Genomic DNA, 13,427 nt, shown 5'->3' on the forward strand with positions numbered 1-13,427 from the left:
GTCTTTTGTGCGACGCACCCGATGAACCTGTCCGAACGCCTCGACCTGTCCCGCCTGCCCTGGCCGCGCGCCGCCCGCTTCGTCACACCCCTCGTCTGGGGTGTCGCGCTGGCTTTGTCCGCCTGGGTGGCGGCCGACCTGTTCTGGCGTTTCAGCGCACCGCGCGCGCCGGCCCTGCCCGTCGCCATCGTGGCCGATCCGCAGGCCGCCGCCCAGGCCATCGCCAGCCGGCACCTGATGGGCCAGTCCGGCAGCGGTCCGGCCGTGATCGCCGCTCCGGTCGGCCGCTATACGCTGCAGGCCGTCGTCACCGGCAGCGACGGCCGCCCCGGCTGGGCGGTGATCGCCATCGACGGCGGTGCCCAGCAGGGCTTCGTCGAGGGCCAGGAGATCCAGTCCGGAGTCACGCTGGCCAGCGTCGGCCGGGACAGCATCGAAGTATCCACCGGCGGCGCCCGCCAGACCATCAAGCTCGTCGAACGCGGCGCGGCCGCGCCGGGTAGCGATGCCCAAGCCACACCGCCAGCGGCAATCATGCCTCCGCCCGCGGTCTTCCAGGCCCCTACACCGGCCAATGGCACCGACGCGCCCGCGCAAACCCCATTCCCCGCCGGCTTCCCGGCGCAACCTGTCAGCAACCAATGAAACCAGCCCGCCGTCGCTCCGGGGTCACCCGGCGCGTTCTCGCCGCCTGCCTCGCCTCCACCGTCGCCACAACCCTGGCCCTGCCGGCACCGCTGGCCTTCGCGGCCGACAACGGCACCACCGCCAGCGGCGAGCCGGTGTCCCTCAACTTCGTGAATGCCGACATCGGCGCGGTGATCCAGGCCATCTCCAAGATCTCCGGGCGCAACTTCATCGTCGACCCGCGCGTCAAGGGCACCCTCAACATCGTCACCGCGCGTCCGGTGGCCCGCAACCTGACCTACTCGATCCTGCTGTCCGCGCTACGCCTGCAGGGCTATGCGGCGGTCGAAGGCCAGGGCGTCACCAAGATCGTGCCGGAAGCCGACGCCAAGCTGCACGCGGTGCCGGTCGGCAAGGGCGCGGGTGCCGGCGGTGGCGACCGCCTGACCACCCAGGTCTTCAACCTGAAGAACGAATCGGCCGCCCAGCTGGTGCCGGTGATCCGCCCGCTGGTGTCGCCGAACAACACGGTTACGGCCTATCCCGGCAACAACTCGCTGGTGGTTACCGACTACGCCGAGAACATCGGCCGCATCGCGCAGATCATCGAATCCATCGATGTACCCCAGGGTGACATGCGCGTGATGCCGCTCAAGCACGCCTCGGCCCTCGACCTGGCCCAGACCGTCACCCGCCTGCTCAACGACGGCGCCAGCGGCATTGCGGCCACCGCGCCGGGCACCGGCGGCGACGCCAGCCAGCGCGTTACGGTGATCGGCGATCCGCGCACCAACAGCCTGCTGATCCGCTCCGACAACCCATCGAAGATCAACGCCGTACGCCAGCTGGTCGCCAACCTGGACCAGCCCGGTGCCGCCGGCAACATCCACGTCGTGCACCTGAAGAACGCCGAAGCCGTGAAGGTCGCCCAGACCCTGCGCGCGGTGGTGTCCGGCGAAGCCGGCTCCACCACCGGTACGGGCACCGGCAACCAGAGCAGCAGCTTCGCCCCGACCGCGAACACCACCGGCTCGACCGGCAGCTCGTCCACGAGCAACACCAGCACGATGGGCACGACGCCGTCCTTCAGCAACAGCAGCACGAACAACAGCGGCACCGGCAACGGCTTCATTCAGGCCGACCCGATGACCAACTCGCTGATCATCACTGCGCCGGACGCCATCTACAACAATATCCGCAAGGTCATCGACGAACTCGACAAGCGCCGCGCGCAGGTCTACGTGGAAGCGCTGATCACCGAAGTCAGCACCGACAAGGCCGCCGAGATCGGCATCCAGTGGCAGGCCGGCAAGGTCGGCTCCACCGGCGCATACGGCGGGACCAGCTTCAGCTCGAGCGGCAACAACCTCCTCACGCTGGCCGCCGGCCTGGCTTCCAGTTCATCGGCGACGCTGCCCGGCAACGGCCTCAACCTGGTCCTTGGCGGCGGCACAATCACCGTCGGCGGCAAGCAGATCGCCAACCTGAACATGCTGGCCCACTTCCTCGAGTCGGATACCAAGGCCAACATCCTGTCCACACCCAACCTGGTGACCCTCGACAACGAGGAAGCCAAGATCGTCGTCGGCAGCAACGTGCCCTTCGTCACTGGCTCCTACGCCACCACCGGCGGCACCACCACCAACCCGTTCACCACCGTCGAGCGCAAGGACGTTGGCCTCACGCTGAAGGTCAAGCCGCAGATCTCCGAAGGCGGCACCGTGCGCCTGCAGATCTACCAGGAAGCCTCGGCGATCATCGCCTCCACCGCGTCGGCCACCAACGGCCCGTCCACCACCAAGCGCTCCATCGAATCCACCGTGCTGGTGGACGACGGCGCGGTGATCGCCCTCGGCGGCCTGGTGGAAGACACCTACAACGGCGGTGTCGAGAAGGTGCCCGTGCTCGGCGACCTGCCCTACGTGGGCAGCCTGTTCCGCTACACCACCCGCAGCCGCGGCAAGACCAACCTGATCGTCTTCCTGCGTCCGGTGATCCTGCGTGACGCGGCCAGCATCCAGGGCATCTCGTCGGACCGCTACAACTACATCATCGGCCAGCAGCGCAACATCGACCGCAGCGACGCGCTGATGCGCAGCGAGCCGAGCGCCCCCGAGCTGCCGCCGCCGGGCAGCCCGGCACCGACCGTGCCCTTCTACCGCATCCCCGAACCGGCCGCCGCCGCCCCGGCCCAGACCGCGCCGCAAACTCCATGAGCGCCCCGTCGCTGCCCTATGCCTTCGCCAAGGCCCACGGCATCCTCGTCGCCGCCCACGGTGGCGAGCACGCCGACCTGATTCTCCGCGAAGGCGCCGATCTCGCCGCCGTCGCCGAAGTACGCCGCAGCCTCGGCGTACCGCTGCGCATCGAGACCCTGCCCCGCGCCGGCTTCGAGGCCCGCCTCGCCGAAGCCTATTCCGGCGCCGACGACAATGCCGCCGAAGTGGTCGCCGACGTGGGCCAGGAAGTGGACCTGACCCAGCTGATGACCGAGCTGCCGGCCGTCGAGGACCTGCTGGAAACCCAGGACGACGCGCCGATCATCCGCATGATCAACGCGCTGCTGACCCAGGCCGTGCGCCAGGCCGCCAGCGACATCCACATCGAACCCTACGAGCGCCACTCGGTGGTGCGCTTCCGCCGCGACGGCGTGCTGGTGGACGTGGCCCAGCCCCACCGCGCGCTGCACGCCGCGATGGCCTCGCGTATCAAGATCATGGCCAGCCTCGACATCGCCGAGAAGCGCCTGCCCCAGGACGGCCGCATCGCCCTGCGCCTGGCCGGCCGCCAGGTGGACGTGCGGGTATCCACGCTGCCCACCACCCACGGCGAACGCATCGTGCTGCGCCTGCTCGACAAGGGCAACGGCCAGCGCAGCCTCGACAGCCTCGGCATGGCCGCCGACACCGTCGATCCCTTCGCCAAGCTGCTCGCCGAACCCCACGGCATCCTGCTCGTCACCGGCCCCACCGGCTCCGGCAAGAGCACCACGCTGTACGCGGCGCTACAGAGCATGGACGCCCACAGCCTCAACATCGTCACCGTCGAGGACCCGGTCGAATACGACCTGCCCGGCGTCGGCCAGATCCAGGTCAACAGCCGCATCGATCTCAGCTTCGCGCGGGCCCTGCGGGCGATCCTCCGGCAGGACCCGGATGTCATCATGATCGGCGAGATCCGCGACCTGGAGACCGCCCAGATCGCCGTGCAGGCCAGCCTCACCGGCCACCTGGTGCTGGCCACGCTGCACACCAACGACGCCGCCTCGGCGGTCACCCGCCTGGTGGACATGGGCGTCGAGCCTTTCCTGCTGGCGTCCACGCTGCGCGGCGTGCTGGCCCAGCGCCTGGTACGCAAGCTGTGCCCGGTCTGCCGCACATCGGAACCAACCGCGGCGGCCGACCGCGCCCTGCTCGGCAGCCATGCTCCGGCCCAGCTGTGGCACGCCCCCGGCTGCCCGGAGTGTTCACGCACTGGCTACTCGGGGCGCAGCGGCATCTATGAGCTGATCGTCGTCGACGACGCCTTCCAGCGCCTCATCCACACCGGCGCCGACGAAGCCGCGCTGCGCGCCCACGCCCTCGCCCACGGCACCCGCAGCCTGCGCGATGACGGCCTGCGCCTGCTCGCAGGCGGCCAGACCTCGGCCGAAGAGCTGCTCCGCGTGACCCGCGAATGACCGCTTTCCGCTACCGTGCCCTCGACGCTGCCGGCAAGGAATCCGCCGGCGTCCTCGAAGCCGACACCGGCAAGGCCGCCCGTGGCCTGCTGCGCGAGCGCGGCCTGTTTCCGCTGGAAGTCGCCTCGGTGGCCCAGGGCAGCGGTGGCGCCAAAGTCGCACGGCGCAAGCTGAAGGATGCCGACCTCACGCTACTGACCCGCCAGTGGGCCACGCTGCTGGCCTCCGGCCTGACCGTCGAACAGGCGCTGGCGGCTCTTATCGAGCAGGCCGAAACCGAGACCACGCGTCAGCTGCTGGCCGGCGTGCGTTCCGAGATCCTCTCCGGCTACAGCCTGCGCGCCGCGCTGGACCGCTTCCCGCAGGCCTTCTCGACGCTCTATCGCGCCTCGGTGGCGGCCGGCGAGAAATCCGGCGAGCTGGCCAAGGTAATGACCGAACTGGCCGACTACCTGGACCGCAGCAACGCGCTGCGTACCAAGACCCTGCAAGCCCTGCTCTACCCGGCCATCGTCGCCAGCGTGGCGCTGATGGTCATCATCGGTCTGATGACCTACGTGGTGCCGCAGGTGGTGTCCGTCTTCCAGCAAAGCAAGCAGACGCTGCCGCTGCTCACCCGCAGCCTGATCGTCGTCAGCGCCGTGCTGCGGGAATGGGGCTGGCTGATGATCCTGGCCATCATCGGCGCCATCCTCGCTGCCCGCGGCGCGCTGCGCGACACCGCCGTCAAGCGCCGCTGGGACGCCTGGCTGCTGCGCCTGCCGGTGCTCGGCCGCCATCTGCGGACCCTCGACGCGACCCGTTTCGCCAGCACCCTGTCGATCCTCGCCGGCAGCGGCGTGCCGCTGCTCGCCGCGCTGGACGCCGGCCGCCAGGTGATCAGCCGCCTGCCGCTGGCCGACGCGGTAGGCGTCGCCGCCGAACGCGTCCGCGAGGGCCAGCCCCTGTCCCGCGCGCTGGGCGCCAGCCGCCAGTTTCCGCCGCTCTTGATCCACATGCTGGCCAACGGTGAAGCCACCGGCCGCATCGACGAACTCCTCGACCGCGCCGCCCGCCTGCAGCAGGCCGAGCTCGAGAACCGCACCGCCACGCTCACGGCCTTGCTGGAGCCGATCCTGCTGCTGCTGATGGGTGGCTTCGTGCTGCTCATCGTGATGGCAGTGATGCAGCCGATCATCGAAATCAACACCCTGATGAAATAAGGACGTACCAATGCTCAATCGCCTCCGCCGCAGCCGCGGCTTCACCCTCATCGAAGTGATGGTCGTCATCGTCATCCTCGGCGTGCTCGCCGCGCTGGTGGTGCCGAAGGTCATGAGCCGCCCCGACGAAGCCCGCGTCGTCGCCGCCAAGCAGGACATCTCGGCGATCATGCAGGCCCTCAAGCTGTACAAGCTCGACAACCGCCGCTACCCCACCGCCGAGCAGGGCCTGCAGGCCCTCGTCGTCAAGCCGACCACTGCACCGGTGCCAGAGAACTGGAAGGCCTACCTCGACAAGCTGCCGATGGACCCCTGGGGCAAGCCCTACCAGTACGTGGTCCCCGGCCTGAAGGGCGACGTGGATGTGATGAGCTTCGGTGCCGACGGCGTGTCCGGCGGCGAAGGCTTCGACGCGGACATCGGCTCCTGGAGCCTGTGATCAAGATGCCCCCCGCGACCGTGGCCACGCCCCGGCTGGGGGGCCTCCGCGGCCACGCCGGCTTCACCCTCATCGAAGTGATGGTGGTGCTGGTCATCATGGGCGTCATGGCCACCGGCATCAGCCTGGGGCTGGACAGCCTGCGCGGGCGCGACGCCGATCAGGCCCTGCGGCGGCTGCGCCTGGTGCTGGAGGCCACCGCCGACCGGGCGGCGGTCCGCGGCCGCCCGATCGTCATCGAATTCCTGCCGGACGGCTACCGTTTCTCGGGCCTCGACCCGGACGACAACTGGCGTCCTCTCAACGACCCGCCGGTATTCACCGAGAAGACGCTACCCGACGGCCTGTACTGGTCCGGGCTGCGCATCGACGGCCAGCCGGAAGCCACCACGCCACGCCTGCAGTTCGGCACCCAGGCACCGGAATACGAACTGCGCGTCGCCACCCCGAGCGGCGAAGCCCGCCTCATCGGCAAGGCCAACGGCGACGTGATCCTGGCTCTGCCGGGTCGCAACGCATGATGCGCGCAGGTGCCCGCCGGACGGGCGGCTTCACGCTGCTCGAGACCCTTGTCGCGCTGGCCATCCTGGCCATTGCGCTGACCGCCGCCTTCCGCGCAATGGGCGTCACCGCCCAGTCCTCCGCTGAGCTGCGCGAACGCCTTGTCGGCGACTGGATCGCCGAGAACCGTCTGGCCGAACTGCGCGCCACCCAAGCCTGGCCCAACGCCGGCACCAACGAAGGCACGGCCGATCAGGCCGGGCGCAGCTACCGCTGGCGCGAAGAGGTGAAGAACACCGCCAACCCCCTGTTCCGCCGCGTGGACGTCAGCGTCTTCAGCGAGGAGTCAGACGATCACGCCATCGCCCGCCTGAGCGGCTACCTGGCGAGGCCGCTGCGATGAGCCCCATTCATGCGCGCGCCCGTCAGGCCAAGCCGCATCACCAACGCGGCCTGACCCTGATCGAGCTGATGGTGGCGCTGGCGATCTTCGCGATCCTCGGCGTACTGTCCTACCGCGCCCTGTCCGAGGTCGCCACCAGCCGCGACCGACTGGAGGCCAATTTCGAGCGCTGGCGCGCCATCGGCCGCAGCATGCAGCGCATCGACACCGACCTGCTTCAGGCCGTCGCCCCGGGCGAGCAGCGCGGCATGCCCGGCGGTGTCCCGGCCCTGAGCAGCACCAGCACGCCGGCCATGATCCTCGGCCGCAGCGCCAACGGCGGCGGCCCGGAATTCCAGTTTCTGCGCCTCGATGACAGCCGCGGCGTGCGCCGGGTGGGCTTCCGCCTGGTGGATGGCCGCCTCGAATGGCTGCGCTGGAGCGGCCGCGAGCTCCTCGGCGAGCCGAGCGTCGAGCCCCTGCTCGACAATATCCGCGACCTGCGCTGGCGCTTTCTGTACAACAACAACCGCCTCGATGCCTGGCCGCCGGGAGACCGCCGCGCCGCGCTGCCGGACGCGGTGATCCTCGAACTCGACCTGCCCGACGTGGGCACCATCACGCGCATGATCGCTCTCCGCTGATGAGCCGCCGTCCCTTTTCCCCCACTTCCGCCCCCACTTGCCGGCCTGGCCCACAACGCGGCGCGGCAGTGATCCTCGCGCTGCTGACGGTGGCCCTCGTCGCCGGCATCGCCGCCGCCGCGGTCGGCGACCTGGGCGTCGCCATGGACCAGGTAATGGGCCGCCACGACCAGGCCCAGGCCCGCCTGCTGGCCCGCGGCGCCGTGGACTGGGCGCGCAACGTGCTGGCCGAAGACGCCCGTACGACCCAGGTGGACCACCTCGGCGAGAGCTGGGCCGTCAAGGTGCCGCCAACGCCGGTGGAGGAAGGCGAAGTCAGTGGCGAACTGCAAGACCTGTCCGGGCGCGTCAACCTCAACAACCTGGTCCAGATGGATGGCGCCAACCTGCTCGAAGTGGAGCAGTTCCGCCGCCTGCTGGCCATCGTCGGCGTCGGCGACGGGGATGCCCTCAACCTTACGTCGGCCCTGCTCGACTGGCTCGATGCCGACGACACGCCGCGCCTGCCCGGCGGCGCCGAGTCATCCTGGTACGAAGCCCAGACGCCGGCCCGCCGGCCCGCCAACGGCCCGCTGCTGGCGGTCAGCGAGCTGACCCAGGTGCGCGGCTTCACGCCCGACCTGGTGGCGCGCCTGAGCCCCTTCGTGGCGGCGCTGCCCGCCGACAGCAAGATCAACGTGAATACCGCCCCGGCCGAAGTCCTCGCCGCCGCCGTTCCCGGCCTGAGCCTCGACGCCGCCCGCCTTCTGATCGTGCAGCGCAGCCGCGCGTGGTTCAAGGACCTGCCCGACTTCAAGGCCCGCCTGCCGTCCCAGGACCTCAACCCCGACACCGCCCGGCTGGCCACCACCAGCCGGCATTTCCTTGCCACTGGCCGCGCCCGCTTCGGCGTCTCCATGGTCCGCATGGAGGTTTTGCTGGACCGCGCCCAGAACTGGCCCACCATCGTTTGGCAGAAACTGCTATGACCCGTCTCATCCTCGCCATCGACGAGCACTGGCCGACCCGGCCGGACTGCCCGTGGGCGCTCCTCGGCCCGGATGGCCAGCCGCTCTCCGAAGGCCGCAGCGAACCCCGCCACTGGCCGGCCGCCGACGAATGCGAAGTCGTGCTCACCGGCCCCCAGTGCCTGTGGCTCGAAGTGCCGCTGCCGCGCGCCACCCGACGCGACCTGCCGCGCCTGCTGGCCTACGCGCTGGAGGACCGCCTGCTGAAGGACCCGGACAGCCAGCACCTCACCGTCAGCCATCGCCGCCCCGCCGACGACGGCGAACGCGACCTGGCCGGCGTGCTGGTGGTCGCCCGCGAGCGCCTGCGCCTGGTGGCGGCCCAACTCGCCGCCATCGGCCGGCAGCCGCAGCGCGTGCTCGCCGAACTGCAGACCGCGCCGACCGACCCGCAAGGCTGGCAGCTGAGCCTGTCCGCCGACGGCGCCATCCTGCGCACCGGCCCCGATGCCGGCCTGGCCATCGACGGAGACATCCTGATGCCGCTGCTGGCCCAGCAGGCCGGCGTGGCCCGCGCCGCCAACAGCGCCCCGTCGCGCATCGACGTCCATGTGGCCGCCGGCACACCGGCCCCCGATCTGGCCAGCCTGCAGACCGAAACCGGCCTCGAGACCGTGGCTGCAGCGCCTTACCGCTGGTGGCAGGGCGCCGACCGCAAGGCCACCAACCTGCTGCACGGCGAGTTCGCGCCCAGCGCCCGCGGCGGCGCCTGGCTCGGCCGCCTGCGCCCGGCGCTGATCCTCGGCGGCAGCGCACTGGCCCTGTGGCTGGTGGCCGACGTGGGCGAGGTGCTGTGGATGAAACATCAGGTCGGCGACATCGACGGGCGCATCGAGCGCATCTACCGCACCAGCTTCCCGAACACCCCGGTGGTCGCCCCGGCCGCCCAGATGCGCCAGCAGCTCAACCAGGAACGGGCCCGCCACGGCCTGCTGCGGGACGACGACGCGCTGGCCCTGCTGGCCCAGGCCGCCGAAGCCCTCGGCACCGACGCGGCGGCCGGCATCGTCGCGCTGCGCTACGAGGACGGCCGCCTCGACCTGACCCTCGGCGGCTCCGCCGCCGCCCGTGCCGAAGCGGTGGTCGGCCTGCTCGCCAGCCGTGGCCTGCTCGCCGACCTGCGCCGGGACGGCAGCGCCCCCCATCTGCTGCTGCGCCGGGAGAACCTGCAATGAGCACCACCAAGCCCGTCGCCGCCATCGGCCCCATCACTCGCCTCACCACCGCCTGGCAGGGCATCAGCCCACGGGAGCGCCGCCTGGTCACGATCGCCGGCGCTGTCGTCGCCATCGGCCTCACGTTGAGCCTGCTCGACTGGGCTCGCCACGAGCGCGGCCGCCTCGACCGCAGCCTGCCGCGCAGTGCCGCGCAGCTGGAGCTGGTGCAGGAATCCGCCACCGAAGTCGCCCGCCTGCGCACCCAGCCGCCCCTGCAGGTCCCCGCCGGGCCGGCCCTGCTCGAAGCCGCCCAGGCCGCCGCCAAGAGCCGCGGCCTCGGCCTGACGCTGCAGGCCGGCGGCGAAGGCCTGCATGTAAAGGGCCAGGCGCCCTTCGACGAACTCGTTACCTGGCTGGCCGCCGTGCAGCGCGACCAGGGCCTGCGCGTGCTGCGCATGGAGATCCAGCAGCAAGGCCCGCAGGCCAGCATCGACGCGGTGCTGGCGGGGCCCTCCGCCCCCTGAGCCATGCTGCGCAAACTGCTCGTCTTTGCACTGCTGACGCTGGCCCTGCTGATCGCCAAGGCGCCGGCCAGCCTCATCGACCTGCTGGTGGCCCGCCTGACCCAGGACGGCCTGCACCTGCAACAGGCCGAAGGCAGCCTGTGGCGGGGCCATGGCGTACTGGCCAGCCGGGACGCCAGCGGGCGCAGCCTGAAACCCTGGCTGCCGCTGAGCTGGGACTTCGACACCGCCGCCCTCGCCCGTGGCGCCGCCGCCTGGTCGCTGGCCAGCAGCGGCGTGCCCATCGGCCGCATCGAAGCGGGCCTGCGCGGCCTCGATGTGAGCGGCTTCAGCCTGCACGCCCCCGCCGATGCGGCGCTCAGCCCGATCCCCAATCCGGTCGCCCGCGCCGGCTGGCAGGGCGATCTGACCATCGAGGCGCCGGCCTGGCATTGCCCACCCGACGGGCGCTGCTCGGGCAAGGCGCGCCTGCTGTGGCGCGGAGCACGCAGCGCGCTGTTTCCCGGGCGCCAGTTCGGCGATTACGAGATCAGCCTGGACGCCCACGACGGCCTCATCCGCTACACCTTGCAGACCCTCGCCGGCGACGTGGTCGCCAACGGCAGCGGCGAGGCGGCGTCGGGCCACATGCCGCGCTTCGACGGCACGCTGAGCGGCGAACCGGAATTCCTCAGCCGCCTGCCCGCTATCGCCGGCGGCGCGGCCCGCCCCACTTCCCAGCCCGGGCATTTCGAGATCCACTGGCCGCCGCGCTGACTTTCCTCTGCCACGGGATTCGGCCAGAATGGCGGGATCATTCCGAACCACCGCCACGCCGAAGCCCGCATCCATGAATCCGATCCAAGCCGCCCGTGCCGCCGGCCAGCAAGTCTGGCTGGACAATCTGTCCCGCGCCCTGATCAACGAAGGCCTGCTCGCCCGCCACATCGAAAATGGCGTGGCCGGCGTGACCACCAATCCGGCGATCTTCCACAAAGCCATCGCCGACGGCCACGACTACCGCCCGGCGCTGGATGCGCTGAACGGCGAGAACCTGTCGGCCGAACAGCGCTACGAGCGCCTGGTGATCGAGGACGTGCAGCGCGCCTGCGACCTGATCCGCCCGGTCTTCGACGCCAGCCAGGGCGATGCCGGCTACGTGAGCCTGGAAGTCTCCCCGGCGCTGGCCGATGACGAGGCCGGCACCGTCGCCGCGGCCCGCCGCCTGCGCGCTGCCGTCGCCCGCGACAACCTGCTGGTCAAGATCCCGGCCACCGCGGCCGGCGTGCGCGCCATCGAAACCCTCACCGGCGAAGGCGTCAGCATCAACGTCACGCTGATGTTCTCGCTGGGCCACGTGGATGCAGTGGCCGGTGCCTACCAGCGCGGCCTCGAAAAACTGGCCGCGGCCGGCGGCGACGTATCCCGCGTGCGCTCCGTGGCCAGCGTCTTCCTGTCCCGCTGGGACAGCCTGATCGACAAGCAGCTCGAAGAGATCGGCAGCGACGCCGCCCTCGCGCTGCGCGGTAAGGCCGGTGTGGCGCTGGCCCGCCAGGCTTACCAGCGCTATCTGGCGCGCTTCCACGGCGAGGGCTTCACCGCCCTGGCCGCCAAGGGCGCCCGCCCGCAGAGCATGCTGTGGGCCAGTACCGGCACCAAGAACGCGGCCTATTCCGACCTGATGTACGTCGAGCCGCTGATCGGCGCAGAAACCGTCAACACCCTGCCCGACGCCACACTGGCCGCCTTCGTCGACCACGGCCAGGTGCGTGCCGGCACCGTCACCGAGGACGTGGACGGCGCCGCCGCCCACATTGCGGCGCTGGCCGCCCTCGGCCTGGACCTCGAAGTCCTCGGCGAACGCCTGCAACAGGACGGCCTCGCCCAGTTCGCCACGGCCTTCGGCAAGCTGCTCGAACTGACCGCCTGAGCGCGCTGCCGCAATAAAAAAAGGCGCCTCCCGGCGCCTTTTTTTATTCGATCCATCCCCGTCTGAGCTCATCCACGGCAGCAAGCTCATTCGCCGCCCCGCCCCTCGACAGTTCCTCGACCTCCGGCCACGCTCAGCGCGCCGCCCCGGCCAGCCGGGCCACGCCGTTGATCGTCGCCCCCGGCGCGATTCCCTTCTGCTTGAACCAACCCAGGTTCATCTCCAGCGCGAAGCGCGCCGGCCCGGCCGCGCAGTGATTGTTCTCCGTCTGCGGCTGCATGTCCTCGATGTTGAGGATGCGCCCCTGCTCATCCATGAAAGCCACCGACAGCGGCAGCAGCGTGTTCTTCATCCACATGCAGTGGCGCTGGTTTTCGGTGAAAGCGAACAGCATGCCGTGGTTCTGCGGCATGTTCTTGCGCTGCATCAGGCCGCGCATGCGGTCCGACATGGTGACGGCCGCCTCGGCCTCGATGCGGTACATGCCGACACTCAGTTCGGTGAGCGGCATTTCGCCCTCGGCGTGAGCGACAAGGGCCGCCAGCGCGAGGGCCAGACCGGCAGTGGCGGAAGGCAGGGAACAACGGATCAGGGCCATGGCAGGGATAGAAACAAATAAGGGTGGAAGCGAATGCCTTCGCCGGTGGAAACCAATCGACACGCACGGAGCGGATGAACACACCGCGCCAAAATTCAAGCAACGCGGGGCCGGCGGTGTGGTTGACCGGGCTTGCCAGGACGCGGCGCTGCAGCCGCCGCAGGCGCGAGGCGGCCCCGCAGGCTCGCCGGCACCGGCGCCTGCCGCCATTCTCCCGGCGTCAGCCCGGCCAGCGACCAGTCGCCGATGCGCTCGCGGATCAGGCGCAGCGTCGGAAAGCCAACCTTGGCGGTCATGCGCCGCACCTGGCGGTTCTTGCCCTCGCGCAGCACGATCTCGACCCAGCTGGTCGGAATCGACTTGCGCTCGCGGATCGGCGGATTCCGCGGCCACAGCCAGCCCGGCTCGTCCACCAGGCGTGCTTCGCAGGGCTTGGTGACGAAATCACCCAGGTCCACGCCGGCACGCAGGTGGGCCAGCGCCGCCTCGTCGGGCACGCCTTCCACCTGCACCAGATAGGTCTTGGGCAGCTTGTGCTGCGGATCGGCGATGCGCTTCTGCAGGCCGCCGTCGTCGGTCAGCACGAGCAGGCCCTCGCTGTCCGCGTCCAGACGGCCAGCCGCATAGACACCGGGCACCGGGATGAACTCGGCCAGGGTCTGCTTGCCGGCCTCGCCGGTGAACTGGCACAGCACGCCAAAGGGTTTGTTGAAGAGAATCAGGGTGGACACGGCTCGCTCAAGAAACGACAAGCCCGC

General features: G+C 70.4%; 15 protein-coding genes. 13 read left to right on the top strand and 2 right to left on the bottom strand.

Translation table 11 applies throughout. The features are described from left to right. Positions 1 to 21 precede the first annotated feature (21 nt). From AC1PQG_RS18145 to tal, 13 genes are all read left to right on the top strand, one after another. Positions 22 to 645 (top strand): type II secretion system protein N, encoded by a 624-nt coding sequence (locus AC1PQG_RS18145; RefSeq protein WP_481119205.1) that lies wholly within the window; start codon positions 22 to 24, stop codon positions 643 to 645. Further along, complete coding sequence (gspD, locus tag AC1PQG_RS18150; protein ID WP_481119206.1) at positions 642 to 2,843, top strand: type II secretion system secretin GspD; 2,202 nt, start codon at positions 642 to 644, stop codon at positions 2,841 to 2,843. Before AC1PQG_RS18145 ends, gspD begins: the two co-directional genes overlap by 4 nt. Beyond that, on the top strand, positions 2,840 to 4,306 hold the full coding sequence (gspE, locus tag AC1PQG_RS18155; protein ID WP_481119207.1) for a type II secretion system ATPase GspE: 1,467 nt from the start codon (positions 2,840 to 2,842) through the stop codon (positions 4,304 to 4,306). The genes gspD and gspE overlap by 4 nt, the downstream gene beginning before the upstream one ends. Then, entirely contained in the window at positions 4,303 to 5,508 is a 1,206-nt protein-coding gene (gene gspF / locus AC1PQG_RS18160; RefSeq protein ID WP_481119208.1) for a type II secretion system inner membrane protein GspF, read from the top strand. Before gspE ends, gspF begins: the two co-directional genes overlap by 4 nt. 10 nt (positions 5,509 to 5,518) lie before the next feature. Beyond that, positions 5,519 to 5,947, top strand: a complete 429-nt coding sequence (gene gspG, locus AC1PQG_RS18165) for a type II secretion system major pseudopilin GspG (RefSeq protein WP_481119209.1) — start codon at positions 5,519 to 5,521, stop codon at positions 5,945 to 5,947. Between the two features lie 5 nt (positions 5,948 to 5,952). After that, positions 5,953 to 6,468, top strand: coding sequence for a prepilin-type N-terminal cleavage/methylation domain-containing protein (locus tag AC1PQG_RS18170; protein WP_481119210.1), 516 nt, complete (start codon positions 5,953 to 5,955; stop codon positions 6,466 to 6,468). Continuing rightward, positions 6,465 to 6,851 (top strand): type II secretion system minor pseudopilin GspI, encoded by a 387-nt coding sequence (gspI, locus tag AC1PQG_RS18175; RefSeq protein ID WP_481119211.1) that lies wholly within the window; start codon positions 6,465 to 6,467, stop codon positions 6,849 to 6,851. Before AC1PQG_RS18170 ends, gspI begins: the two co-directional genes overlap by 4 nt. Further along, positions 6,848 to 7,474, top strand: coding sequence for a type II secretion system minor pseudopilin GspJ (gspJ, locus tag AC1PQG_RS18180; protein ID WP_481119212.1), 627 nt, complete (start codon positions 6,848 to 6,850; stop codon positions 7,472 to 7,474). The genes gspI and gspJ overlap by 4 nt, the downstream gene beginning before the upstream one ends. Continuing rightward, complete coding sequence (gspK, locus tag AC1PQG_RS18185) at positions 7,474 to 8,442, top strand: type II secretion system minor pseudopilin GspK (RefSeq protein WP_481119213.1); 969 nt, start codon at positions 7,474 to 7,476, stop codon at positions 8,440 to 8,442. Before gspJ ends, gspK begins: the two co-directional genes overlap by 1 nt. Next, entirely contained in the window at positions 8,439 to 9,656 is a 1,218-nt protein-coding gene (gspL, locus tag AC1PQG_RS18190) for a type II secretion system protein GspL (RefSeq protein ID WP_481119214.1), read from the top strand. Before gspK ends, gspL begins: the two co-directional genes overlap by 4 nt. Continuing rightward, positions 9,653 to 10,162 (top strand): type II secretion system protein GspM, encoded by a 510-nt coding sequence (gspM, locus tag AC1PQG_RS18195; protein WP_481119215.1) that lies wholly within the window; start codon positions 9,653 to 9,655, stop codon positions 10,160 to 10,162. Before gspL ends, gspM begins: the two co-directional genes overlap by 4 nt. A gap of 3 nt (positions 10,163 to 10,165) precedes the next feature. Next, complete coding sequence (gene gspN, locus AC1PQG_RS18200) at positions 10,166 to 10,918, top strand: type II secretion system protein N (protein ID WP_481119216.1); 753 nt, start codon at positions 10,166 to 10,168, stop codon at positions 10,916 to 10,918. A 73-nt stretch (positions 10,919 to 10,991) separates the two neighbouring features. Continuing rightward, positions 10,992 to 12,071 (top strand): transaldolase, encoded by a 1,080-nt coding sequence (tal, locus tag AC1PQG_RS18205; protein ID WP_481119217.1) that lies wholly within the window; start codon positions 10,992 to 10,994, stop codon positions 12,069 to 12,071. Between the two features lie 133 nt (positions 12,072 to 12,204). Here the strand turns inward: tal and AC1PQG_RS18210 are convergent, their stop codons facing one another. Both AC1PQG_RS18210 and AC1PQG_RS18215 read right to left on the bottom strand, forming a co-directional pair. Then, the gene (locus tag AC1PQG_RS18210; RefSeq protein WP_481119218.1) at positions 12,205 to 12,669 is read right to left on the bottom strand and encodes a DUF192 domain-containing protein; all 465 of its coding nucleotides are present in this window, start codon (positions 12,667 to 12,669) and stop codon (positions 12,205 to 12,207) included. A 95-nt stretch (positions 12,670 to 12,764) separates the two neighbouring features. Then, entirely contained in the window at positions 12,765 to 13,400 is a 636-nt protein-coding gene (locus tag AC1PQG_RS18215; protein ID WP_481119219.1) for an rRNA large subunit pseudouridine synthase E, read from the bottom strand. Between the last annotated feature and the right edge of the window lie 27 nt (positions 13,401 to 13,427).

It is taken from the genome of Zoogloea sp. GDB6, assembly GCF_056724105.1.

Bases quoted from the DNA above. Each gene is read 5' to 3' on its own strand.
- AC1PQG_RS18145 (WP_481119205.1), top strand. From the start codon at position 22: ATGAACCTGTCCGAACGCCTCGACCTGTCCCGCCTGCCCTGGCCGCGC.
- gspD (WP_481119206.1), top strand. From the start codon at position 642: ATGAAACCAGCCCGCCGTCGCTCCGGGGTCACCCGGCGCGTTCTCGCC.
- gspE (WP_481119207.1), top strand. From the start codon at position 2,840: ATGAGCGCCCCGTCGCTGCCCTATGCCTTCGCCAAGGCCCACGGCATC.
- gspF (WP_481119208.1), top strand. From the start codon at position 4,303: ATGACCGCTTTCCGCTACCGTGCCCTCGACGCTGCCGGCAAGGAATCC.
- gspG (WP_481119209.1), top strand. From the start codon at position 5,519: ATGCTCAATCGCCTCCGCCGCAGCCGCGGCTTCACCCTCATCGAAGTG.
- AC1PQG_RS18170 (WP_481119210.1), top strand. From the start codon at position 5,953: ATGCCCCCCGCGACCGTGGCCACGCCCCGGCTGGGGGGCCTCCGCGGC.
- gspI (WP_481119211.1), top strand. From the start codon at position 6,465: ATGATGCGCGCAGGTGCCCGCCGGACGGGCGGCTTCACGCTGCTCGAG.
- gspJ (WP_481119212.1), top strand. From the start codon at position 6,848: ATGAGCCCCATTCATGCGCGCGCCCGTCAGGCCAAGCCGCATCACCAA.
- gspK (WP_481119213.1), top strand. From the start codon at position 7,474: ATGAGCCGCCGTCCCTTTTCCCCCACTTCCGCCCCCACTTGCCGGCCT.
- gspL (WP_481119214.1), top strand. From the start codon at position 8,439: ATGACCCGTCTCATCCTCGCCATCGACGAGCACTGGCCGACCCGGCCG.
- gspM (WP_481119215.1), top strand. From the start codon at position 9,653: ATGAGCACCACCAAGCCCGTCGCCGCCATCGGCCCCATCACTCGCCTC.
- gspN (WP_481119216.1), top strand. From the start codon at position 10,166: ATGCTGCGCAAACTGCTCGTCTTTGCACTGCTGACGCTGGCCCTGCTG.
- tal (WP_481119217.1), top strand. From the start codon at position 10,992: ATGAATCCGATCCAAGCCGCCCGTGCCGCCGGCCAGCAAGTCTGGCTG.
- AC1PQG_RS18210 (WP_481119218.1), bottom strand. From the start codon at position 12,669: ATGGCCCTGATCCGTTGTTCCCTGCCTTCCGCCACTGCCGGTCTGGCC.